Source organism: Stenotrophomonas sp. YJH_SMC_25, assembly GCF_059369595.1.
Map to the genome: position 1 here is coordinate 1 of NZ_JCAFSV010000025.1, position 25,372 is coordinate 25,372.

12 protein-coding genes, 1 tRNA gene and 1 pseudogene are annotated in these 25,372 nt (G+C 65.2%); 6 read left to right on the forward strand and 8 right to left on the reverse strand.

The features are described from left to right. Positions 1 to 399: 399 nt before the first annotated feature. The 6 genes from AC5P7E_RS20480 to AC5P7E_RS20505 form a co-directional block, all read right to left on the reverse strand. Positions 400 to 2,187 (reverse strand): MFS transporter, encoded by a 1,788-nt coding sequence (locus AC5P7E_RS20480; protein ID WP_062605835.1) that lies wholly within the window; start codon positions 2,185 to 2,187, stop codon positions 400 to 402. A gap of 123 nt (positions 2,188 to 2,310) precedes the next feature. Continuing rightward, entirely contained in the window at positions 2,311 to 3,438 is a 1,128-nt protein-coding gene (nagA, locus tag AC5P7E_RS20485) for an N-acetylglucosamine-6-phosphate deacetylase (protein ID WP_005411503.1), read from the reverse strand. Then, a complete protein-coding gene (locus AC5P7E_RS20490; protein ID WP_005411502.1) occupies positions 3,435 to 4,211 on the reverse strand; it encodes a DeoR family transcriptional regulator in 777 nt (258 codons plus the stop codon). The genes nagA and AC5P7E_RS20490 overlap by 4 nt, the downstream gene beginning before the upstream one ends. A 33-nt stretch (positions 4,212 to 4,244) precedes the next feature. After that, positions 4,245 to 5,579 carry a D-tagatose-bisphosphate aldolase, class II, non-catalytic subunit gene (locus tag AC5P7E_RS20495; protein ID WP_049395701.1) on the reverse strand — a complete coding sequence of 445 codons (1,335 nt, stop codon included), beginning with the start codon at positions 5,577 to 5,579 and terminating at the stop codon, positions 4,245 to 4,247. Positions 5,580 to 5,595: 16 nt separating this feature from the next. Then, on the reverse strand, positions 5,596 to 6,534 hold the full coding sequence (locus AC5P7E_RS20500) for an ROK family protein (RefSeq protein ID WP_024958683.1): 939 nt from the start codon (positions 6,532 to 6,534) through the stop codon (positions 5,596 to 5,598). Next, positions 6,527 to 7,681 (reverse strand): SIS domain-containing protein, encoded by a 1,155-nt coding sequence (locus AC5P7E_RS20505; RefSeq protein WP_005411499.1) that lies wholly within the window; start codon positions 7,679 to 7,681, stop codon positions 6,527 to 6,529. The genes AC5P7E_RS20500 and AC5P7E_RS20505 overlap by 8 nt, the downstream gene beginning before the upstream one ends. A gap of 322 nt (positions 7,682 to 8,003) precedes the next feature. Between AC5P7E_RS20505 and AC5P7E_RS20510 the strand changes: the two genes are divergently transcribed. The 5 genes and pseudogenes from AC5P7E_RS20510 to AC5P7E_RS20530 all read left to right on the forward strand — a co-directional run. After that, complete coding sequence (locus AC5P7E_RS20510) at positions 8,004 to 11,363, forward strand: TIM-barrel domain-containing protein (protein ID WP_114619014.1); 3,360 nt, start codon at positions 8,004 to 8,006, stop codon at positions 11,361 to 11,363. A 133-nt stretch (positions 11,364 to 11,496) separates the two neighbouring features. Beyond that, positions 11,497 to 14,472, forward strand: coding sequence for a TonB-dependent receptor (locus tag AC5P7E_RS20515; RefSeq protein WP_197596126.1), 2,976 nt, complete (start codon positions 11,497 to 11,499; stop codon positions 14,470 to 14,472). A gap of 65 nt (positions 14,473 to 14,537) precedes the next feature. Next, complete coding sequence (locus tag AC5P7E_RS20520) at positions 14,538 to 15,893, forward strand: Gfo/Idh/MocA family protein (protein WP_099523855.1); 1,356 nt, start codon at positions 14,538 to 14,540, stop codon at positions 15,891 to 15,893. A 313-nt stretch (positions 15,894 to 16,206) separates the two neighbouring features. Then, positions 16,207 to 20,817: an RHS repeat-associated core domain-containing protein gene (locus AC5P7E_RS20525; protein ID WP_231347348.1), complete on the forward strand. Its 4,611-nt coding sequence runs from the start codon at positions 16,207 to 16,209 to the stop codon at positions 20,815 to 20,817. Positions 20,818 to 21,222: 405 nt separating this feature from the next. Beyond that, positions 21,223 to 22,473 (forward strand): annotated as a pseudogene (locus tag AC5P7E_RS20530) (RHS repeat-associated core domain-containing protein); the annotation flags it as partial. A gap of 785 nt (positions 22,474 to 23,258) precedes the next feature. Here AC5P7E_RS20530 and AC5P7E_RS20535 read toward each other — a convergent pair. Then, positions 23,259 to 23,567 (reverse strand): hypothetical protein, encoded by a 309-nt coding sequence (locus AC5P7E_RS20535; RefSeq protein WP_141098048.1) that lies wholly within the window; start codon positions 23,565 to 23,567, stop codon positions 23,259 to 23,261. Positions 23,568 to 23,972: 405 nt separating this feature from the next. Then, positions 23,973 to 24,049: transfer RNA gene (locus AC5P7E_RS20540), tRNA-Arg, on the reverse strand. 149 nt (positions 24,050 to 24,198) lie between these two features. On the opposite strand from AC5P7E_RS20540, the gene ubiA reads away from it, so the two are divergent. Next, positions 24,199 to 25,092, forward strand: a complete 894-nt coding sequence (gene ubiA / locus AC5P7E_RS20545; RefSeq protein ID WP_005411493.1) for a 4-hydroxybenzoate octaprenyltransferase — start codon at positions 24,199 to 24,201, stop codon at positions 25,090 to 25,092. The last annotated feature ends 280 nt before the right edge of the window (positions 25,093 to 25,372 follow it).

Sequence of the window (25,372 nt, forward strand, 5' to 3'; positions counted from 1 at the left end):
CAGGCATATCACCGGGAAGTGATGGCAGCGGTAGAGTCGACTGTTAGTGGACTCACGCGCGTAGCGCGGCGTTCCTGGTGTTGGAGCGAAGAGCAGTCGACTAACAGTCGACTCTACCCGGTCTGCGTACCGTACCCATCGGCGTGCCACAGCCTCAGCGACCTGAGGCGCAGGCGTTGGCCAGGCATATCACCGGGAAGTGATGGCAGCGGTAGAGTCGACTGTTAGTCGACTCACGCGCGTAGCGCGGCGTTCCTGGTGTTGGAGCGAAGAGCAGTCGACTAACAGTCGACTCTACCCGGTCTGCGTGCCGCACCCATCGGCGTGCCATACCGTCATCGGCGGGCCATACCCCGTTGGCATGTCATGGGGTATGGCCGACGCCAGGTGCAGGCGCTGTCAGCCCCGCTTTCCCGCGAACCGTGCCTCGATCTCCTCCAGTGACTTGCCCTTGGTCTCCGGCAGCCAGAACGCGGCTACCAGGAAGAACACGAAGGTGCACGCCGCCCAGAACACGAACATGCTGGCGTAGCCGTAGTGGCCCACCGTGGGCAGGAAGATGGCGGCGATGGTGGTCGACACGAACTGGTTGATCAGCAGCGCGATGCTCATGCCATTGGAACGGATGCGGTTCGGCATCAGCTCCGACAGTGCCAGCCACACGCACACGCCGGGGCCGACCGCGAAGAACGCGACGAACACCAGGATGCAGGCGGCCACGGCCCAGCCGTGTGCCGGTGGCGGCACCGGGCCGATGCGCGCCTGTTCGATGCGCAGCGGCGCCTGCGCGGCACTGGCCGGGTCGGCGAACGGGTTCAGATGCAGCTTGCGGAAGAACGCACCAATCACACTGTCGGGCTGCACAGTGCCGGCGCGCTCGATGCGCAGCTCGCGATCGGTCAGGTTGTCGCTGCGCAGGGCGCGCACGTTGGTGAAATCACCGTAGGCATAGGAGACGGTCAGCTGCATCGGCCGCCCTTCGCGGTCGATCCCCGCGCCCAGGCGCTGCCACTGCGCGTCATCCAGAACCAGTTGCAGGCCATCGCCGCTGACCGCCGCCTGCAGCTGCGGTTGCACATCGGCGCGGCCACGCTCGGCCTGGAAGAACAGCGCGGCCGCGGCCAGCAGGGCCATGCAGATGCCACCACTGCCGAGCATCAGCAGGAACTTGCGGCCCTTGCGGTCGACCAGCAGCAACGCGACCACGGTCATCACCGCATTGAGCAGCTTGATCGCCACGTCGGCGCCGTTGGCCACTGAACCGGACAGGCCGGCCTGGTTGAGGATGTTGACCGCGTAGGCCAGCACCGAATTGATGCCGGTAGCCTGGGTGCAGGCCAGCACCACGCAGGCGAGCAGGAACGGCACCACGTAGCGGCGGCTGAGCAGTGGATCGCGCTTGCCGTCGCTGCTGCTCGATTCCGGCGCCTGGATCTGGGCCAGCGTGGGCTCGACATCTGCGGCGGGCAGGACGCGCTGGAGGCTGCGGCGGGCTTCATCGATGCGGCCGCGGCGTACCAGCCAGCGTGGCGATTCGGACAGCCAGAAGATGCCGGCGCAGAACAGCAGGCCTGGCGCCAGGCAGGTCCAGAAGATGGTGCGCCAGGCGTGGTCCTTCACTGTGAACAGTTCCTGCGCCTGCTGCGCGACCGGCAGCGAACGCACGGCTTCGGCGGCGGCATCCACGGCGTGAGCGTGGTACAGGCCGATCAGGGCTGCCAGCACCAGGCCAACGGTCAGCAGCAGCTGGAACATCGCCGCACCGCGCCCACGTCGCTCGGGGCTGAGCACTTCGGCCAGGTACAGTGGAATCACTACGCCGATCAAACCGCCACTGATGCCCTGCAGCAGGCGCCCCAGCAGCAGCGGCGTGTAGCCGGAGGCCAGTGCCATGATCGGAATCGAGGCGGTGAACAGCAGGCCGGCCAGCAGCATCGCGCCGCGACGGCCGATCAGGTCGGCAACCATGCCGGCGAACAGCGAGGACAGCACGCTGCCCAGCAGCACCGCTGCCACCACGAAGCCGAGCTGCTGGCTGCTGAGCTGCCAGGCGTGGCTGGCAGTTGCTTCGAGATAGGGCAGGGCGCCGGCGATGATGCCGATGTCGATGCCGTACAGCAGGCCACCCAGGCCGCCGATGAAGAGCAGGTAGCGTACGGGCCAGCGCGGAGCGGTGCGTGCAGTCATCGGCATATCCCAGGAGATGTTTCGGTGCGGATTGCTTTCTGTAGAGTCGAGCCGTGCTCGACTGACCGCGCATGGCGCGGCAGAGCAGTCGAGCATGGCTCGACTCTACGAAGGCACGGTGCGTCAGGCTGGTGTTGCGTTCAAATCGACCACGCGCCCACCCACCACCACCTGCTGCAGGCGCAGTTCGGCGTCCAGCACCACCAGGTCGGCGCGGGCGTCGGGCGCGATGCGGCCGCGATCGCCCAGGCCCAGGTAGTCGGCCGGGAAGGTGGAGACACGTTGCGAGGCATCGGCCAGCTCCAGTCCCACCTGCACCAGGTTGCGCAGCGCCTGGTCCATGGTCAGCGCGCTGCCGGCCAGCGAACCCGTGGCCAGGCGCACGCAGCCGCCGCACTTGTGCACGCGCTGCTCGCCCAGTGCGTACTCGCCGTCGGGCATGCCGGTGGCGGCAGTCGCGTCGGTCACTGCGTACAGGCGCGGGATCGCGCGCGCGGCCAGGCGGATCACGCCGGGATGGATGTGCTGCAGATCGGGAATGATCTCGGCGTACTGCGCATGCGCGAGTGCCGCCGCCGCGATGCCCGGGCGATAGTGATCGACGCCGGTCATGCCGTTGAACAGATGGGTGAAGCCGGAGGCACCGGCCTGCAGCGCAGCAACACCTTCTTCGTAGGTACCGGCGCTGTGGCCGAGCTGCACGCGGATGCCCATCGCCGAAAGCGCGGGAATCAGCGCGGTGTGCTCGCCGATCTCCGGCGCCAGCGTCATCACACGGATCGGCGCCAGCGCGTGCAGCCGCTGTACCAGCGCCAGCGTCGCCTCGATGGTGCGGTTGGGCTGCGCGCCCAGCCGCTGCGGGCTGATGAACGGCCCTTCCAGATGTACGCCGACGATGCTGGCGGCGTCTGCATCGGGTGCGGCCATGGTGGCGGCCACGCCGTGCAGCGCGTGCTCGATCTCATCCAGGCCGGCGGTCATGGTGGTCGCCAGCAGCGTGGTGGTACCGAAGCGCAGATGGGTGCGGGCGATGGTGCGCGCCACGTCGCCGCCCTGCATCAGGTCCACCCCTGCAGCGCCGTGCACATGCAGGTCGATGAAGCCGGGCAGGATCACCGGCAGCTGCAGATCGTCAGCGCCGCTGTGGTCGTCCACCTGCAGCTGGCACACGTGGGAATCGAAGTGGACGTGGCCACGCCGCCAACCCAGCGGGGTGAGGATGCGGCCATGCAGGGAGCGGGTGTCGGTCATGTGGCGGGCTCGGCGATGATCACTTCGATGCCCAGCCTCTGCAGGCCCTCGCGGGAGACGTCGTCGATGCCGGCATCGGTGATGATGGTGTGGATCTGATCCAGCAGGGCGATGCGGTGCAGGCTGACGCGCCCGAACTTGGAGGCGTCGGTCAGCACCACGATACGGCGTGCACGCTCGACCATGCGATGGTTGAGGCGGGCTTCGGCTTCGTCATGGGTGGTCAACCCGAACTGCAGGTCCAGGCCATCCACGCCCAGGAACAGCGTGTCGAAGCTGTAGGAGTTGAGGCTGGCTTCGGCCTGGCTGCCCTGCAGCGACAGCGACTGCTGGCGCAGCAGGCCGCCGGTCAGCAGCACGTTGATGCCGGCCGCGTTGGCCAGTTCCCAGGCGATGTTCAGCCCGTTGGTCATCACCGTCACGTCGCGCTGCGTGCGCAGGTGGCGGGCCAGGGTCATCGTGGTCGAGCCGGAGTCGATGATGATGTTGTCACCAGGCCGTACCAGGCGCGCGGCACACGCGCCGATCGATTCCTTCAGCGGCAGGTTCAGTGCGTCCTTTTCGTGGATGTCCTGTTCCTGCGGCGGCGTGCGCACCAGCGTGGCGCCACCGTGGGTACGGTTGGCCAGGCCCTGCGATTCGAAATGGGTCAGGTCGGCACGGATGGTCACCGCCGACACGCCGAAGCGCTCGACCAGATCGGCCACCTGCACCGAGCCGTGCTCGATCAGCAGCTGCAGGATCTGTTGCCGGCGGGAGCGGGTGTTGCGCATGGCCATTCTCGGTGTCGCGGGGAAAGGTAGAGATTAGCCGTTCGCAGCAACGGCGGCAGCCGAACCTGCGTGGTGAGTGCGGGTTCCGGCCTGGTTGGCGCTGCAGGCACGGGCGTACTCACCCAGGCACAGGCCGATACGGTGCTGCACCAGTGCGGTGGGGGTGTTGGCCAGGGCGCCTTCGCGCACGGCGCGGTACTGTTCCGGCAGGTACTGGCTGAGCAGCACCAGCGGCGGCGCGTGCTGTTCCAGGTTGGCGAACAGGGTCTGCACCGCCTGTACCAGGGCCGGCTCGCCCCAGTAGTAGCGGCAGCGGTCGCTGAAGGAGTAACTGCGCAGCAGGCGCAGCGCTGCCTCATCGCCCTGGTAGTAGGACTGCCAGTACTTCGGCTGCGCCACCATCACCTCGTCCAGCACCTGCGGCAGGCGCGAGCATTGTGCGGCCGGCAGCAGTTCTGCCTCGATCGCGGCCAGCGCGAACAGCGCTTCGCGGTAGGCGAAGGTCGCCGCCGGGCCGACCTTGAGGATGGCGAAGTGGTCGCGCACCAGCGCGTGCAGGCCGCTTTCGCGCTGGTAGTCGGTGGAGTGCGCCTCGAACACGATGCGTGGCTGCTGTTCCAGGAAGTCGGCCAGCGTGCTGGCGGCGGCCGGGTCGTATTCGTGCACGCTGCTGTGGTCGAAGTCGACGCCCGGCTGCACCACCATCGCGATCACGCGCTGCCACGCATCACGCAGCTGCGGCGTGTCGAACGCCTGCTGGTGGATGGCCAGGGTCTGCGCGGCGGCGGCCGGCGTGGTCACCTGCAGTCCCTCGGCAAGCGAGGCTTCTCCACCGGGAATCGGCACCTCGGTACCGATCACGTAGACCGGCGGCGGCAGGCCGTGTTCGGCGGCGGTGCGTTCGGCGATCTCGGCCAGCTCGGCCGAGCGTGCGGCAACGATGGCATCGGGCAGCGGCACCGGGTCATCGGCGCAGGACATGCTGCAGTCGAGATGGATCTTGTGGAAACCGGCGGCGACGTAGGCTTCGATCAGCACGCGCGCGTGGGTCATCGCTTCGGCAGCCGGGCGCTTCTGCCAGGCATTCGGGCCAAGATGGTCACCGCCGAGGATCAGCCGCTCGCGCGGGAAGCCTTCCTCATCGGCCAGGGTACCGACGTAGTCGCGGTACTGCGGCGGGGTCATGCCGGTATAGCCGCCGAACTGATCGACCTGGTTGGAGGTGGCCTCGACCAGCAGCACGGTGCCGTGTGCCAGCGCCACGTGCATGGCCGCGCGCAGCACCTGCTCGTTGCTGCAGCAGACGCTGTACAGGCCGACGTTGGCACCGGCGCGGTGGGAGGCAAGCAGGGTCTGCAACGGGGACATGGTCAGGCTCCGGACATCAGGAAAACGAGGGTTGGCAGGCGAGCAGGGCGGCACCACGTGCGCCACCGGCATCGCCGAAGCGCGGCGGCACGATCGGCGGTACCTGCACGCCGTTGAACAGATGGGCAGCGATGGCCGACGGCAGCTGCTGGTACAGCGGCGCGTACTGCGAGAGACCACCGCCGAGCACGATCACGTGCGGGTCCAGCGCCAGCACCAGCGCGGCCAGGCTGTGGCCAAGCAGATCGCGGTGGATGTCCAGCGCCTTGCGCGCACGTGCATCGCCGGCTTCGGCCAGGGCGATCACGGCGCTGGCGTCGGCGGCGCTGCCACCGAGGTGGCGCTCGATCATCGCCACACCGCTGCCGGACACATAGCGCTCCACGCAGCCCTGCAGGCCGCAGCCGCAGTCCAGCAGCGGCAGGCCATGGCGCTGCAGCAGATGGCCGGGCACGCTCCAGTGGCCCCATTCGCCGGCCAGGCCGTTGAAGCCGGACAGCAGCCGGCCGTGCAGGCAGAAGCCGCCGCCGGCACCAGTGCCGAGGATGGCGCCGAACATGCTGGGGTAGCCGTCAGCCGCGCCGCCGTGCGCTTCAGACAGGGCAAAGCACTGCAGATCGTTGCCGAAGTGCAGCGGGCGCTGCAGGCGTGCCTGCAGATCCTGCGCCACGCATTGGCCGGTCAGTGCAGGCACGTTCGCGCTGAGCTGGCGACCGCTGCGGCGGTCACGCACGCCGGGCAGGGCGATGCCGATGGCCGCATCGCTGCGGCCGAGGGCGGCGTCCGCCTCGGCCACCAGCGCCACCACCGCCTGCAGGAAGCCGTCGTAGTCACCCTGTGGGGTGGCCACGCGGCGGCGCCAGGTGACCTGCATCGCCGCATCGCACGCCACCAGCTCGATCTTGGTGCCGCCGATGTCGATGCCGTAGCAGGCGTGGGCGATCAGCTCAGCCATGGTGGATGGTGACGCCCTTGACGACGCGGTTGACGGTGCCATCCGGGAACGGGTTGTCCGGGGTCAGGCCAAGCGCGGCCGAGCGCTGCAGCGCGAACAGCTGCGCGAAGCCCAGCCACACCGGCGCCAGCCACGGGTCGTCCAGTGCCGGCACGGTGAGGGTGTATTCGTCATCGGCGCCGATGTCCGAATGCGGGCCGATCGCCAGCACCTGGCCGGCCACGCCGTCGCGGCGCAGTTCTTCCAGCAGGTCCTGTTCGTAGCGGCGCGCCAGCGGCTGCACGCTGCGCAGCACCACCACCAGGGTGTTGCCATCCAGCGTCGACTTCGGCCCATGACGGAAGCCCAGCGGGGTGTTGGCCAGCGCCAGCACGCGGCCAGCGGTCAGCTCCAGCACCTTCAGCGCGCACTCGCGTGCCAGTGCTTCCAGCGGGCCGCTGCCGAGGTAGATGATGCGGTTGAACGGGCGCTGCGCCAGCGCCGCCACCGGTGCGTCCCACTGCGCCTGGCCTTCGCGGGCCAGCGCGGCGATCTGCTTCAGGCGCGCCACGCGCGCATCCCACGGCGAACGATCGAACACGGTCAGCGCGGCCAGCAGCATGCAGGTCAGGCTGCTGGTCATGGCGAAGGCGCGGTCGCAGCTGGCCGACGGCATCAGCAGGGTGCAGGTATCGGCACGGCCGGCCCCACGGCGGGCCAGTTCGCCATCGGCGTTGCAGGTGATGTCGAGGAAGCGCGCGTCATCCACGTCGCTGCGCACGCGGTCAACCGCCGCCACGCTTTCCGGGCTGGAACCGCTGCGGCCGAACGAGACCAGCAGGGTCGGGCGGTCGCGCTGCAGGTACAGCGCCGGGTGGGTCAGCAGGCTGGTGGTGTGCACCACGCGCACATCGGCTGGCCACTGCGCGTTGATCGCGTCGGCCACCATTTCGGCGATGAAGCCGGAGCTGCCGGCGCCGGTGAACAGCACGCGCTGGTTGGGATCGTTGAGGCTGTCGCCGAGGAAGGCCTGCAGGCGGTCGCGGGCACGCGACAGGTCCTGTGCGAGGGCTTCCCACAGCGCAGGCTGCTGGGCGATTTCGGTAGCGGTATCGGCTCCGCCAAGGCGCTGCCAGGCGGACACATCGGAAAGCAGGGTGACGTCCATTCGGAGGTTCCAGTTGGGCCAGCGCACCATCTGTGTTTTCTTTCGAAATGTCAAATAGCGAAAGTAAAAAGAAAGAAAATGTGACGCCGACTTCGCTCTGCCCAGAGCACGTCGGAAAACGCAAGAATTCGCCAAATGCCGTATCGCACAATGCTTAACAGGCGTCTGCAAGCGATTACACAAAGTATTGCGGCGCAACAACTTTCGTTTCAATGGAATATATCTTCCTTTTTCCTTTCAATTTGTTGACATCTTTCGAATCGCTGCCCTAGAGTCGGCCCAATCGCTTTCGAAACGCCCGGTGAACGGGTTGGGAGTCCGCGTGGAAAACTGCGTTCGTCGCTCGCCGCTGATGCTGGCCCTGTTGCCGGCATTGATGCTGGCGTCCATGCCGGCCCAGGCCGAGCCGGTCGGCAACCTGCGTTCGGTTGCCGCCAGCGCCAGCGGCGACGGCGTGCAGGGCTGGGACCTGCAGACCGACAAGGGCGCGCGCATCCGCATCGAACTGCCGGCCACCGACATCATCCGCGTGCAGGCCGGCCGCAACGGCACGCTGACCGGTGCCGGCGACAAGGCCGCACCGATCGTGCTGCCGCAGCCCAAGGCGAACGTGAAGGCGCAGCTGGAAGAAGACGCACAGGAAATCCGCGTGCGCACCGATGCACTGATCCTGCATGTACAGCGGCAGCCGCTGCGCATGCGCCTGGAACGCCTGGACAACGGCCAGCCCACCGCGCTGTGGCAGGAACTGCAGCCGCTGGACCTGGATGCCACGCAGAGCGTGCAGGTGCTGTCCTCGCAGGCCGATGAGGGCTACTTCGGTGGCGGCCAGCAGAACGGCCGTTACCAGTTCAAGGGCCGCGAGCTGGACGTGTCCTACTCCGGCGGCTGGGAAGAGGGCGACCGCCCCAGCCCTGCACCGATGCTGCTGAGCAGCCGTGGCTGGGGCATGCTGCGCAACACCTGGAGCGATGGCAGCTACGATCTGCGCGAGGCCGACCAGGCCACGCTGCTGCACCGCGAAGACCGCTTCGATGCCTATTACTTCGTCGGCGCCGACCTGCCGAAACTGATCGAGCGCTACACCCAGCTGACCGGCCGCCCGAACATGGTCGCGCGCTGGGCGCTGTCCTACGGCGATGCCGATTGCTACAACGACGGTGACAATGCCAAGAAGCCCGGCACCGTGCCCGAAGGCTGGAGTGACGGCCCGACCGGCACCACGCCGGATGTGATCGACTCGGTGGCCAAGCAGTACCGCGCCCACGACATGCCCGGTGGCTGGATCCTGCCCAACGATGGCTACGGCTGCGGTTACAAGAAGCTGCCGGAAACCGTGCAGGGCTTGGCCAAGTACGGCTTCCGCACCGGTCTGTGGACCGAGAACGGCGTCGACAAGATCGCCTGGGAAGTGGGCAAGGCCGGCAGCCGCGTGCAGAAGCTGGACGTGGCCTGGACCGGCAAGGGCTACCAGTTCGCGATGGACGCCAACCGCCAGGCGTTCAACGGCATCCTCGACAGTTCCGATTCGCGCCCGTTCCTGTGGACGGTGATGGGCTGGGCCGGCATCCAGCGCTACGCGGTGGCGTGGACCGGCGACCAGAGCAGCAGCTGGGATTACATCCGCTGGCACGTGCCGACCCTGGTCGGTTCGGGCCTGTCCGGCATGGCCTACGCCAGTGGCGATGTGGATGCGATCTTCGGCGGCAGCGCCGAAACCTTCACCCGCGACCTGCAGTGGAAAGCCTTCACCCCGGTGCTGATGGGCATGAGCGGCTGGTCGTCGAACGCACGCAAGCACCCGTGGTGGTACGACGAGCCCTATCGCAGCATCAACCGCGATTACCTGAAGTTGAAGATGCGCCTGACCCCGTACATGTACGGGCTGGTGCACGAGGCCGCGCAGACCGGTGCACCGCCGGTGCGCGGCCTGATGTGGGACAACCCGCGCGACCCGCATGCGCAGGATGAAACCTACAAGTACCAGTTCCTGCTTGGCCGCGACCTGCTGGTGGCGCCGGTGTACCGCAGCCAGGCCGCCAGCCGTGGCTGGCGCCGCGACATCCACCTGCCGGCCGGCGGCTGGATCGACTACTGGGATGGCCGCCGCGTGCAGGCCGGCGCCGACGGCCGCCAGCTCGACCGGCAGGTGGACCTGGCCACGTTGCCGGTGTTCGTGCGTGCCGGTGCGATCCTGCCGATGTACCCGTCGATGCTGTTCGACGGCGAGAAGCCGCTGGATGAAGTGACGTTCGACCTGTACCCGCAGGGCGAGTCGCAGTACACGCTGTACGAAGACGATGGCAACACGCGCCGCTACCAGCAGGGTGAGTCGAGCACGCAGAAGATCCGAGTACAGGCGCCGGCGCAGGGCAGTGGCCCGGTGCAGGTGCAGATCGATCCGGTGCAGGGCCAGTACAACGGCCAGCTGGCGCAGCGTCGTTATGGCCTGCGCGTGCTCAGCCGCCAGGCGCCGCGTGCGGTGCAGGCCGGTGGCCGCGCGTTGCCGGCGCTGGCCGATGCGGCGGCGTTCAACGGTGCGGCTGAAGGCTGGTACTTCGATGCCAAGGAGCGCCGTGGCACGCTGCACGTGCGTACCGCTACCCAGGACATCCGCCAGCCGCTGCAACTGCAGCTGGACTTCGCGGTGGTCGCTGCGGCCGCCGACGATGCCTATCCGGCCGCGCCGGTGCTGGGCCGCGAACTGCCGGCCGACAGCCTGCTGGTGGTCAACCGCCCGGCCGAAGAGCCTGGCCATGCGCTGGAAAATGCCTTCGACGACGATCCGGCCACCTGGTTCCGCAGTGTGCGCAACCAGGCCGTGCGCACCGGTGCGCATGAGTGGGTGATCGGCTTCGGCGAGCGCAGGATGATCGACGGCATCGACATCGCGCCGCGCAACGACAAGAACTGGAAGCACGGCCAGGTGCGCGACTACGAGGTGTACCTGGGCGATAGCAATGGCGAGTGGGGCGAGCCGATCGCACGTGGCCGCCTGCAGTTGAAGGAGGGCGTGCAGCGCATCGCGTTCCCGGCCCATGCCGGGCGCCTGCTGCGCTTCCGCGTGCTGAGCGTGCAGAACCCCGAAGGCGACGGCGCCAGCAGCACCGACCCGATGGTCACCGCCGCACAGGGCAGCGCCCGCGCATTCGATGCACTGCAGCCACGCGACGTCGGCCCGATCGCCTTGTCCACCTTCCACATCCTCGAACACCAGGAACCGGAGCGACCGGCCCGGCAGCGCTATCTCTCCGAGCTGCCGGTGCCGGCCGCGCTGGCCAGCCAGGTGCGCACCGACCAGTCCTTCCGTGGCGACGCCGGCATGCGCATGAACGGCCTGCAGTTCCGCCGTGGCCTGGGCGTCGGCGCCAACAGCCGCATCGACCTGCGCCTGCAGGGCGGCTGGCACCTGCTGCGTGCCGACCTCGGCATCGACGACGCCTGCCGCACCGCCGGTGGCCTGCAGTTCCAGGTCTGGGGTGACAACCGCCTGTTGTATGACAGCGGCCTGGTGAAGGCACCCGGCGTGGTCAAGCCGGAGCTGGACATCCGAGGCCTTTCCACCCTGAGCCTGCGCACGCTGGGTGCGCAGGGCAGTCAACCCGCCCAGGTCTGCGCCAACTGGGCCAATGCCGTACTGATCGGCCAGGAGGGCGACTCCGCCAGCATCGTCGCCCCATGACCCCCTCGTAACACCGCTCCTCCCCCCGCCCATTCCGACTACGGCCCTCGTGGCCGTGGCCCGGGAGCGTTTTGCCCGCCGAACGCCCACGCGCTCACTTATTGCGCTGCACCCCTGCCAGGAGAGAACCCCGATGTTGCCCGCCCGCCACCACCGCCCCCCCTGTCGTTCGATCGCTCCGCTGTCGCTGGCCATCGCCGGCGTGCTGCTGTCGGTCGCCGTTCCTGCCTTCGCCCAGGAGAGCAAGGACAAGGCCACCGACCTGGCCCGCATCGAGGTCACCGGTTCCAACATCCGCCGCACCGACGTGGAAACCGCCTCGCCGGTGCAGGTGATCAGCAAGCAGGACATCCAGAACATGGGTGCGCGCACGCTGCTGCAGGTGCTCGACAATCTGCCGGCCGCCCGCCCGGCGCAGCAGGACGCGCGTTCGCTGTTCACCGGTTCCGATGGTGCCTCGCAGGCCAATCTGCGTGGCCTCGGTGCCCAGGGCACGCTGGTGCTGCTGAACGGTCGCCGCCTGTCGTACTACGGTGCACCGGCCGGCTTCCAGACCCAGTTCGTCAACATCGATGCGATTCCGGCCGCGGCCATCGAGCGCATGGAAGTGCTGACCGACGGCGCCTCGGCGGTGTACGGCACCGACGCGGTGGCCGGCGTGATCAACGTGATCACCAAGCGCAACTTCCAGGGGGCGGAGGTCAGCTTCACCAACGACACCTCTTCGCGCATCGACTCCTACGGCGAACGCCAGGCCAGCATCACCGCCGGCTTCGGTGACTTGGCCGAGAACCGCTTCAACATCTACGGCGCGGTGAACATGTACCGCCGCGACGCGATCCCGCTGAGCGATTTCTACGACAAGCGGCCCGACCAGTACTACGTCAACAATCCGAACTACCTCAACAACCTGCGCCTGGGCGTGGGCAGCAAGCCGGGTGAATTCAATCCGGGCACTTACTTCGCCTTCGATCCGGTCACCGGCCGCCGCGTGCAGGAAGCTGCGCCGGGTTGCAGGAACGTGCTGACCAGTGAAGCGGCCGGTCCGCGTTGCGTCTGGGAAACCTGGATGAACAACGAGATCGACGCCGGTGCCAAGTCCGAGCGCAACACCGCCTACCTCAACGGCACCTTCCTGGTCGGTGACAGCACCGAGATCTTCGCCGAGGCGACCTACACCGACATCGACCTGCGCGCCAACGGCGGCACGCCGCGCACCTACGGCACCACCACCGGCAACCCGACCAGCTGGTTCTCGCGCAATACCGGCAACACCGTCAACCAGTTCCTGTACCCGTTCCTGGGCCCGAACAACGAATACAACCACGCCAGCCCGCAGATGAAGGCGATGATGGGCGGTGTGGTCGGCCTGAACTACCTGCTGCAGGATGCCGGCCCGAACTATTTCGGCCAGCGCAATACCGACAAGAGCTACCGCGTGCTGGCCGGTGCGCGTGGCAACCGGGGCGACTGGAACTGGGAAACCGCGTTCGCCAGCGCCGGCACCCACTCCACCACCTACCAGACGATCAACGTCAACACCAAGGGCTTCGAGAAGGCCTTCGGCCCGTACACGATTGATCCGGGCACCGGCCGCGTGATCATTTCCGACCATCCGGCGTACAAGTTCGGCGAGATCAGCGAAGCCAACGCCGCGCTGATCCGTGAAGCGTTCCCGACCTTCGACATCCAGTCGTGGACCCGCCTGCACACCCTCGACGGCAAGATCGAAGGCCCGCTGTTCCAGCTGCCGGCCGGCGAGATGCGTGCGGCATTCGGCTTCAACGCCAGCCGCGAAACCTTCTACACTCCGGGCAACGCCGACGCCGCCAACGGTCTGATCACCCAGCAGGGCGGTTCCTGGTTTGACGGCAAGCGCAACACCTACGCGCTGTTTGCCGAAACCGTGGCGCCGATCACCGACAAGCTGGAACTGGATGCGGCGGTGCGCGTGGACAAGTACCCGAACTTCAGCGCCAACGTGGCACCGAAGATCGGCTTCAAGTACCAGGCGTTCGAGCAGCTGATGCTGCGCGGTACCTACTCCACCGGCTTCCGTGCACCGAGCCTGGCCGAGTCCGGCAATGGCGGCGTGTTCGCCCAGCTGGGCGGCTTCCGCGACGAGCTGCGCTGCAACGAGACCAACGCCATCGCCAACCTGTTGCTGAAGTCGCAGCGGCCGGGTGATGTCGACCTCGGCAAGAACATGCTGAACGTCGACTGCAGCCGCACCGTGGCCCGCATGACACAGCCGAACAAGGACCTGAAGCCGGAGAAGGCGAAGATCGCCACCCTCGGCTTCGTCTACGAGCCGGCGAGCTGGCTGTCGGTGTCGGCAGACTACTGGTTCATCTACCGCAACAACGAAATCGTCGCGCCGGACTATCGCCGCATGGAAGACATCATCTCGATGTCGCGCTCGCCGATCACCGACAGCGACCGCGCCAACCTGGCGCAGCTGGCGGCCATGTGTGCCGACCCGGCCAGTGGCGTGAGCTGCCCGTCGGTGCTGCCGGGCTATTCGGCCGGCAACGTGGCCAGCGTGGTGGGCCAGTACAAGAACCGAGGCAAGACCCTGATCGACGGCTTCGACATCGATGCGCGCAGCCGTTTCTCGCTGGGCGACTGGGGCAACCTGAACATCGGCCTGGCCGCCACCATCGCCAACCGCAACCGCTTCTACATGGATGCGGAGAACGGCTGGTACTACGGCGACGTGGTCGGCTACTACAACAACCCTCGCCTGCGTGCCACGCTCAATGCCGACTGGACCTACAAGCAGGTGACCACCAGCATGTTCGTCAACTACGTGGGCGGCACCAAGTGGGCCACCGACCAGGTTGATGAGGTGAGCAACAACAAGGAAACCTGCACCGGCGGCTACCTGGCCCTGCAGAAGAGCAAGTGCGATGGTGCGCCGTCGTGGTGGACTGCCAACATGAGTGTCACCTGGCGCCCGGATGACGCGTGGAACCTGAGCTTCACCGTCAAGAACCTGTTCAACCGCCTGCCGTTCTACGATCCGAACAGCTTCCTGGGTGACTCCAGTGACTACGCCACCATCTTCGGTCGTGGTTACAGTGTGACCATCGGCTACCGTTTCAAGTAATTCCGTTTGCGTTACCCGGCGGGCCGGCTACGGCCGGCTCGCCGCCAAGAGGAGAGATGTTTGCCATGAAGCGTAGGGAATTCATCGCGGCCAGTGCCGCTGTCGCCGCCAGCAGCCTGCTGCCGCAGACCCCGGCGTGGGCACGCGGGCGCAAAGTGCGCCTGGCCATGATCGGTACCGGCATGCGTGGCCTTGTGCTGCTGAAGGAGCTGGTGCGCCGCGACGATGTCGAGGTGGTCGCGCTGTGCGACATCGAACCGATCATGCTCGGCCGTGCCATGGACATGGTGGCCAAGGCCGGCAAGCCGGCCCCGAAGACCTACGGCCAGGACCGCGATACCAACGCCTGGAAGCGCCTGCTGGAACAGAAGGGCATCGATGGCGTGATCATCGCCACGCCGTGGGAGTACCACGCACCGATGGCGATCGCCGCCATGCAGGCCGGCGTGGCCGTGGGCTGCGAAGTGGTGGCCGGCATCACCCTGCAGGACCACTGGGACGTGCTGAAGACCCAGCTGAGCACCGGTACCCCTTACATGCTGCTGGAGAACGTCTGCTACCGCCGCGACGTGATGGCCGCGCTGCAGATGGTGCGCCAGGGCCTGTTCGGCGAGCTGGTGCATCTGCAGGCCGGCTACCAGCACGACCTGCGTGGGGTGAAGTTCAATTCCGGCGACCCGAACCAGCCCTACGACAGCGGCGTGGAGTTCGGCCCCAAGGGTTGGAGCGAAGCCCGCTGGCGCACCGAGCATTCGGTGCAGCGCAACGGCGAGCTGTACCCCAGCCACGGCATCGGCCCGTGCGCGATGTACACCGGCATCAACCGTGGCAACCGCTTCACCCATATCAATGCCTTCGCGACCAAGGCGCGTGGCCTGCACGAGTACACCGTTGCCAAGAGTGGTGGCACCACCCACCCCAGCACCAAGGTGAAGTTCAAGCTGGGCGACATCGTCACCACCACGCTGGCCTGCGAGAACGGTGAGACCATCCTGCTGCAGCACGACACTTCGCTGCCGCGCCCGTACTCGATGGGCTTCCGCGTGCAGGGCACCAAGGGCCTGTGGATGGACGTGAACCATTCGATCCACATCGAAGGCCGCAGCCCGCCGCACCAGTGGGAAGAGTTCAAGAAGTACCAGGACGAGTACGAGCACCCGCTGTGGAAGCAGAACGCCGACACCGCCGCGAGTGCAGGGCATGGTGGCATGGACTGGTTCGTCATCCATGCCTTTGTTGAAGCGCTGAAGGCCAAGGCGCCGATGCCGATCGACATCTACGACGCGGTGACCTGGAGTGCCATTACACCGTTGAGCGAGCAGTCGATCGCCAACAGCTTCCAGACCCTGGAGTTCCCGGACTTTACTGCTGGCGCGTGGAAGCAGCGCAAGCCGATCTTTGCGTTTGATGGGAAGTACTGAGATTTACCCCTTCCATGCGGTGACGGAAACGCCGGGCGATGCCCGGCGTTTCTGTTTCTGGGGCATTCGCCTTGTAGAGCCGAGCCCACGCTTGGCTGCATTTCCGACACGCCCCCCCCCGCATCAGAAAGTTCTGAAATTCGACTCATTCCACAGTTTTTGACTTGGATGTGTAAACCACATCGGAGATAACGTCCCCATGCGGCCACGCCGCATTCCGGACCAGGGACGATCCGAAGCATGACGTGAGGAGGCTGCTGCCCCACGTTCTCGTTCCCGCCGGCGCTGTGTCCGTCCAGGAAGGAGAACAGGGATGTTGAAGGCAAACTCTGGCACTTCGCTCATCAGTCTGGCGCTGTTCGTGCTGGCGTGCTCGACGTCCAGCGTGCAGGCGCAGGAGATCGAGAAGAAATGGGAAAGCTACTTCTCGATGGGAGAGCCCCGTTCCACGGAGGCGGCTGTCCAGAAAGACATACGGGCCTTCTTCGCCGAGTATGAGGTCGATAAGCCTTTCGTTTGGGAGGTCAAGCGCCAGAGGGCCCTTCCTAACAAGACGATCTATGACTATCGCGTCAAGCCCGAGAAGATCGTCACCACGGATTGGGTGTATGAGCAGAACCATCAGAAGTACGCCACGGAGGATGCCGTCCGCAGCATGTTCCTGTCGAAGAATGCGAGCGATCCGCGGTGCGCTGCCACCGTCATGACTGAAGAGGCCTGGGAGGAGGTTGGCGGGCTTGGAGTGGGAGATGACGGCAGCGTCATCAACGAGAGCAAACGCTATAAATTCGTCAAAAACAGTTACTACGAGGGGACCAAGGCCTGCTCGGAGCTGGTCTTTTGGGAACACGCCTATCGGAGTAGAACCGCAAAATGCATGAATCACCCCACGATGATGTGGGACGAGAACCTGGGCATGTGTGCCCTGATCCAGCAGGACGACCCAAACATGGCAATGCTGCTGGCGTACTGGACTTCTCCTTTGCCGCCGCAGGAGTGCAAAGTCGGTAATCCGTGCGACCCCACCACCGGCGACAAGTCTCAGCCGGAAGCGGACCTTGATCTCGGGTGGGTCCGCTTCGATCGCCAGTATCATTCCTTGACCGGCACCAGCGGCGGAGCCATGGGCCAAGGATGGACGCACTCGCACAACATTCGCCTGACGCTCGGCGTTGACGACACGGACTTTCCACCGAGTTCGGAAGTCCAGGTGGGTTTGATTGACGCTGAGGGTGGCCAGCTCGCCTTCAAGAAGGTGGGAGCGGTGTATGAGGCAATGGATGGCAGTGGGGACCGCGTGGCTCAACAGGGGAGCCTATGGTTGTTGTCGCGGGCTCAGGAGCGCATTCAGTTCGATGCCGGCGGCCTGATGCAGCGCCGCGATTTCGAAGACGGAACCTCGCTAACCTATGCGCACGACAGCCGTGGCCGCCTGCTCAGCATCACCCATTCAACCGGCCGGCGCGTGGACGTCCAGTATCTCGCGCCGGGTGACGATTCGCTGATCTCGGCCCTGGTGATCGCCGGCCAGCCCGTGGTGAGCTACGCCTATTCCCCGGCCGGGGAATTGATCAGTGCGACCTACGCAGACGGTGCCAGCCGCACGTATCACTATGAGGACGCCCGCTTCCCGGGCTACCTGACCGGCATTACCGCCGAGGGCAACCAGCGTTACAGCTGGTACGGCTACGACGTCAAGGGGCGGGTCACCTGCAGCCGCCATTCCGGCGATTGCAGTCAGGCCGACGTGGGCATTGATGGCGTGCGCCTGGAGTACACCCTGGCAGGCACCACGATCGTCACCGACGCACTGGGCAAGCAGAGCACCTACGCATTGACCGCCAGCGGCGCCAGCGGCCTTCCGCGCAAGGTCAACGGCGTCACCGAGAGCAACGGCAGCATCAGTCGCACCTATCTGCCCGAGGGCACCGATTTCCGGCGCCGGCTGCAGTCGGTGACCGATCGCCGAGGCGTTGTCACCCAGTATGCCTATTCCGAGGCCAGCGACGCTGCCACAGGCGCCATCAGCGTGACCACCACCACCGAAGCGGCCGGTACTCCGGACCAGCGCGTCAGCGAAATGCGCGTGGCCATGGACAGCAATCGGCTGGTGCAGCAGACCGTCGGTAACCGTGAGATCCGCATCGTGCGCAATGCACGCCTCCAGCCGACCACCATCGCCGTGCGCGACATGGTGACCGGTGACACCCGCGTCACCACGCAGACCTACTGTGAGGCAGAGGGCCCGGAGTGCCCGCTGATGGGACTGCTGCGTAGCGTGGATGGCCCGCGTAGTGATGTGGCGGATGTCTCCACCTATGCCTACTACACCGCGGATGACGCGGGGTGCACGGCCAATGGTGCCTGCACCTATCGCAAGGGCGACCTGCGCAGCGTGACCAATGCGCTGGGCCAGACGGTCGAGACTCTGGCCTACAACGCGTTCGGGCGGCCATTGTCGGTCAAGGACGCCAACGGCGTGGTGACTGATTACACCTACCATCCCCGCGGCTGGCCGACCTCGATCACCGTGCGCGGTGCCACCACAGCCGAGGACCGGGCTACCCAGATCAGCTACTGGCCGACCGGCCAAGTGCAGCAGGTCACCGAGCCCGACGGCAGCAGCGTCACCTACGTCTACGACGCCGCGCAGCGGCTGACGGATATCGCCGACAGCGCTGGCAACACCATCCACTACACGCTGGACAACGCCGGCAACCGCCTCAAGGAAGACACGCTGGATACTGGCGGCACGCTGCGTCGCACCCTGGCGCGGACGTTCAACACGCTTGGCCAGCTGACCGCGCTGAAGGATGCGGGCAACCACGCCACCGGCTTTGCCTACGATGCCAACGGCAACCCGCAGACGATCACCGACGCACTGCAGCGCGTGACCAGCCAGCAGTACGACCCGCTCAACCGCCTGGCGCAGACCCGGCAGGATGTCGGCGGCGTGGCGGCGGAGATCCGCAGCCAGTACAACGCGCTGGACCAGGTCACCCAGGTCACCGACCCGAAAGGCCTGCATACGACCTATGCCTACAACGGGTTCGGTGATCTGACCGGGCAGGTCAGCCCGGACAGTGGCGCCAGCAGCTTCACCGTGGACGCCGCCGGCAACCGCAAGACGGCCACCGATGCACGCGGCATCACCGCCACCTATCACTACGATGCACTCAACCGCCTGATCGGCATCGCCTACCCGGACCCCAATCTGGACGTGGGCTACAGCTACGACGTGGCACCTGCCGCGTGTACCGCCGACGAGCGCTTTGCCAAGGGGCGCCTGGGGCAGGTGCTGCACGCCAATGGCAGCACCCAGTACTGCCATGACCGCTTTGGCCAGGTCACCCGCAAGGTGCAGACGCTCAATGGGGTGGCCAGTACCCTGCGCTATGCCTACAGCAAGTCGGGACGCCTGACGGCGTTGACGTACCCCGACGGAAGCGTGGCCGACTATGTGCGCGACACCCAGGGGCGCATCAGCCAGATCGGCCTGACCCGCCCCGGCCAGGCGCGCCAGATCGTGGTGAACAACGTGACCTATGCGGCCTTCGGCCCGGCCACCGGCTGGGCCTATGGCAACGGCCGCCAGCTGCAGCGTCCGTTGGATCTGGATTACCGCCCGCAGGCGGTGCATGACACGGCCGCAGGCGGCCTGTCGCTGGGCTATGGCTATGACCCGGTCGGTTCAATCACCGAACTGAAGAACGGCGCGGGCTCGGCGGTGCTCGCCAAGTACGCCTACGACACGCTGGGCCGCCTGACCCAGACCCAGGACGGCACGACCGGCACGCCGATTGAAACCTATGCGTATGACGCCACCGGCAATCGCATCGCATTGACCACCTCGGCAGGCACCGCCAGCTACGCCTATCCCGCAACCAGCCATCGCTTGACTGCAGTGGATGGTGAAACGCGCAACCATGACGCGGTGGGCAACACCACCAGCATCGGCGGCAAGACGTTCATCTACAACGATGCCAACCGCATGAACGCGGTGAAGCAGGGCAATGCCGTGCTGGAAAGCTACGGTTACAACCACCGCGGTGAACGCGTTCTGCGTACCCCGGCCGGCGGCGCAGCGCAGATCACCTTGTACGACGAAGCAGGGCAGTGGCTGGGCAACTACTCGGCCACGGGGCTGGCGCAGCAGCAGGCCATCTGGCTGGACAACTACCCGGTGGCGCTGATCAATGTGCCGGCTACCGGCGTGCCGGAACTGGCCTACGTGCAGCCGGATCATCTGGGCACACCGCGCGTGGTGATTGATCCGGTGAGTGATGTCGCGATCTGGGAGTGGAACAACAGGAGCGAGGTGTTCGGCAACCAGATTCCGAGTGCCGATTCCGATGGCGATGGTGTGGTGTTCGAGCTGGCGTTGCGCTTCCCCGGCCAGCAGGCGACGGATTCGAGTGGGTTGTTCTACAACTACCAGCGCGAGTACGACCCGGCGGTGGGGCGGTATTCGCAGAGTGATCCAATTGGGTTGGATGGGGGAATCTCAACCTTCAGTTACGCGGATCTCACTCCACAGGCTAAAGCGGACCCGCTCGGATTGGCGACATGGACTGGAACCATGACGTTTGCGGGCACTGGCGTAGGGATTGTAGGTGGTGTGGGTGGTGCAAGACTGACCCTTACGTCCGAATGTCTCAATGGCCGTCAGGCGTCCGTCGAACTCGGCTTTGCTGGGGTTGGCGTCGGCACTGGATCTCCCATCTCCGTCACCGTCTCTAATGTCACTCTCACTGGAGGCAACCTGATGTATGTCGATCCAAGCGAATTGCTCGGAGCTTCTTCCATTCTTTCGTTGGGAGCAGCGGCCGGTGGGGGGGGCTCTCTGTCAACCCTGAGGATTGGCGATGTATCTTCATTTGGAATTGGGGGGCAGGGGGGGGGGATGCCTCGGCGAGCTACCTGATTGGGCGAAGCAGATTCATGGGGAATGGAGTTACCTGGAGCGAATGCGAATGTCATTAGAATCAGTTTTTGAAGCCCTTTGCATGCTCGCTATCGCAACGTTGTTGATAGCTTTCGTTTCGCGAATTTTTCTGGTTTGGGAGTTAAGGAGAAATTCCCCTGAACTGTGGGACACCCTTGGCAGACCTGCGATCCTGGAGCGAGATCATTTCTTAACCAAGTATCCGATCTGCGGATGGAAGCGGGTTCATAACGGCGCATCAGGAGTGCGCAAGTTGTTCCTCTTGGTGTTCTGGTTCTCGTTCCTTGTGTATCTCATATCGCTGATTCCCCTGATCGTGATCTGGATTATGCGCTGATCCTCTTCCGTTGGTCTGAAGCCATTGCGCTATGCTCTGTCCCGCGGGCCAATTACGATTGCGACACGCTGGGCCGCCTGACCCAGACCCAGGACGGCGCGACTGGCACGCCGATCGAAACCTACGCGTATGACGCCACCGGTAATCGCGCTTCGCTGACCACTTCGGCGGGCACTGCCAGCTACACCTATCCCGCAACCAGCCATCGCCTTGCCGCCGTGGATGGCGAAGCGCGCAACCATGATGCAGCGGGCAACACCACCAGCATCGGCAGCAAGGCGTTCACCTACAACGATGCCAACCGCATGAACGCGGTGAAGCAGGGCGATGCCGTGCTGGAAAGCTACGGTTACAACCATCGCGGCGAGCGCGTGCTGCGTACTCCAGCCGGTGGCGCAGCTCAGATCACGCTGTACGATGAGGCCGGGCAGTGGCTGGGCAACTACTCGGCCACGGGGCAGGCGCAACAGCAGGCCATCTGGCTGGATAACTACCCGGTGGCGCTGATCAACGTGCCGGGCACCGGCGTGCCGGAACTTGCCTACGTCCAACCAGATCATCTGGGCACACCGCGCGTGGTGATCGATCCGGTACGGAATGTCGCGATCTGGGAGTGGAGCAACAAGAGCGAGGTGTTCGGCAACCAGATTCCGAGTGCCGACCCCGATGGCGATGGTGTGGTGTTCGAGCTGGCGTTGCGCTTCCCCGGCCAGCAGGCCACGGATGCGAGTGGGTTGTTCTACAACTACCAGCGGGAATACGACCCGGCGGTGGGGCGGTATTCGCAGAGTGATCCGATCGGTTTGAGAGGCGGAGCTTCAATCTACGCGTACACAGGAAATGATCCGTTAGACTTTGTCGATCCATTAGGACTTCTCCGCTATCACTCGTGGGTCAGCAAGAAGTACCCCGCGACGACGGAATTCTTGAATGGAATGAAAGATCGAATGACCAGTCGCAAATATGATGGATTCCAGCGATACGGAAACATCGGACAGGGGCATCTTGATCAGCTTCTATCGAAATGCGATGGGCCAGTCATTACGCCAAAATACATGAGGCATGACGATGGTAGTTACGCGCCTGGCTCGGGTGAGATATTTATTCATGAGACCTATTTTGACCGCTTCGAATCGGGTGACCGAAGCCCAGAACTCCTGCAGAAGCTGGAAAGAACACTGGAGCACGAGTTGGTTCACTTCTCGGAGTATTTCTGGAACAAAAATCAGTACAAGGGCGAGGAGGGTTGGAGCTATGAAGAGTATGTCTATGGGATCATAAGGCCTGCTTCACACTAACCTCTTTCGCGTTGGCTTGTGCTTGATAATTGCATTTACCCTATTTGGATGCGCAAAGTCATCCAGTGAAAGAGGTGCTCCGTGTAGTCATGATCCGGTGGCAATCATCCAGGCGGCATCCTCGGATTCAGCGCTTTCTGCATACGGAGGAGATGGATGGGGATCTTCACGGATAAACGTTCTATGGGATGGCGATGAATCGTCATCTTCATTGCCGTTGTGCGAAGCCAACGGCGGGAGATTTCAGTTCGTAAAGTCGTCGTCATATGATCGCACTTCGCCATTCATTGCCATTGAGAAGTTGTACTTTGATGACGATGCTGCTTTCATGGAAATCGGATTCCCTCCGACAGGAAAGAACGCAGATGTGTTCTTGAGAAAAGAGGAGGGAGTATGGCGGGTCAAGAAGACACATCTATGGGAGAACTAGCCCCATCCACATCGGGTCTCTACGTTTGCTCCGTCTGCCCTAGCATCCCGTGCGTCGGACCCGAGCTGATTCTTCTCGAACGCTACCTCCATGATCGCCATTGTTCGGTAGCACACGCCGCATGTGCGGCGTGTGTTCCATAACATCCGTATCGGGCCTGCTTTAATCAGCAGGCCACAGCGCAGCCACCCGGTCCGCCCACCAGCTCGGTATCCGACTAGATCACGGGGGGCGTGTGGCGTGCGGCAGCTCTCACTGGACGAGAACACTGGTGGGGCCAAGGGACTCAACAGGAAGCAATCAGTACCCATACTCAACTGAACGCCGTGCTCTCCCAGGTATCCTCGCCCCCTGGTCAGACCGCGACGGCAGTCAGTGCAGTAGCATCCAAGTATCCTGTGCACGACTGAGCCGCGCTGCCTCGGGTTTCGGTGTAAGTATCGTCTTCGGCATGCAGCCACAGCCCGCTGCGATCGAAGGCATCGGCCCGCGTACTTTCAGCGTTTGGCACCAGATAAGGACGTTTGGCGTCATACTCGATGCCCGTGGAGAAGCACCGCAGCGCACTCCCGCCCAGGATCGCACCGTAGTCGGCCAGGGCCAGCGTTCCGTTGTCAGTGCCGGGTAGATCACGTGTTAGGCCGGTTACCTCGATGCTGCCCATGCGCTGCATCGCCGAGCCGGGTCGGTCGCGCGCCCCACGCGGCAACCACGCCCCATCCAAGCACCGCTTCCTCACTGGCGTGGTATTTCTCCGACAGACCATAGATGCACACGAACGGGCTGCTCAGGCTTAGGGAATTGCGTGGGCCGGTGTCGAGCCATAGGCAAAGAAGGATGCCATCAAGCTCGCCATTCAGTACCGGCGCACGGTCATCTTGTTCGAACAGCGGCACCACCGCCGATGGCGGGTGGCGGGCAGTGGCTTGGCGGGGTGACGCTGAGCGCGCGTGCGCCATGGTCGAGGGTGGTGACGAAGCGCAGCAAGTGGCGTAATGGTGCATGGGTTGATGAAGCACGCGGCAACGTCCAGCGCGGGCTGGCGGCGTGCAGGCAACACAGGGGAAGATGGCGCGCCCGGAGGGATTCGAACCCCCGACCAATGGCTTCGGAAGCCACTACTCTATCCGGCTGAGCTACGGGCGCGTTGTAGAACCGCCGCGCCGTCGGCCAGTGCCGGGGCGGGCATCGCAGCGCCATGAAGCGGTGCGGGACCGGCATTCTATCCAGTTTCGACGAACAAATCTCCCCCCACCGGCAAAGCCCTGCCGGAGGGGCAGGAGTATCCTATCGCCATGGCTGATACCCCCCTCACTTCGCCGCAGTCGCCGGCGACGCCGCGTTGGCGGCATTACTGGAGTCTGATGCGTGCTGATCGCCCGATCGGCACGCTGCTGCTGCTGTGGCCCACCTGGTGGGCGTTGTGGCTGGCTGCTGGCGGCCTGCCGCCGCTGTGGACGCTGTTCGTGTTCACAGCAGGCGTGTGGCTGACCCGCTCGGCCGGTTGCGTCATCAACGACTACGCCGACCGCTGGCTCGACCCGCACGTGGAGCGGACCAAGGCGCGTCCGCTGGCCACCGGCGCAATCAGCGGCCGCGCCGCGCTGGCGTTGTTCGCCGTGCTGATGCTGGTGGCCTTCGGCCTGGTGCTGACCCTGAACGGCCTGACCATCGGCTTGAGTTTCATCGGCGTGTTCCTGGCCGCCAGCTATCCGTACCTGAAGCGCTACACCCACCTGCCGCAGGTCTACCTGGGCATGTCGTTCGGCTGGGGCATCCCGATGGCCTTCGCCGCCGTGCAGGGCGAGGTGCCGATGCTGGGTTGGCTGCTGTACGCCGGCAACATCCTGTGGTCCACCGCCTACGACACCTGGTACGCCATGGTCGACCGCGAGGACGACCTGAAGATGGGCTCGCACTCCACCGCGATCCTGTTCGGTGATCTCGATCTGGTCATCCAGGGCGTGCTGTACGCGCTGTTCCTGGCCACCATGGCGCTGGTCGGCGTGCGTGGCGGGTTGGGTGGGTACTATCTGGCCGGCGTGGCCGTGGCCACCGCGCTGGTGGTGTACGAGTTCTGGATCTGCCGCAACCGCGAGCGCGGCCCGTGCTTCAAGGCGTTCCTGCACAACAACTGGGTGGGTGCCGCGCTGTTTGCCGGCATCGCCGTGGATCTGGCACTGCGTTGAGCCCAAGGTGAGGTAGAGCCGGCCGCTGGCCGGCTGCACCCGTGCGCGATCCTGCGGTTGCCGGCCAGCGGCCGGCACTACCGCCTTCCACCACCTGCGATGATGCTTGGATCTGGTAGAGCCGGCCGCTGGCCGGCTGAACCCGTGCACGATCCCGAGGTTGCCGGCCAGCGGCCGGCACTACCGCCTTCCACCACCTGCGATGATGCTTGGATCTGGTAGAGCCGGCCGCTGGCCGGCTGCACCCGTGCACGATCCCGAGGTTGCCGGCCAGCGGCCG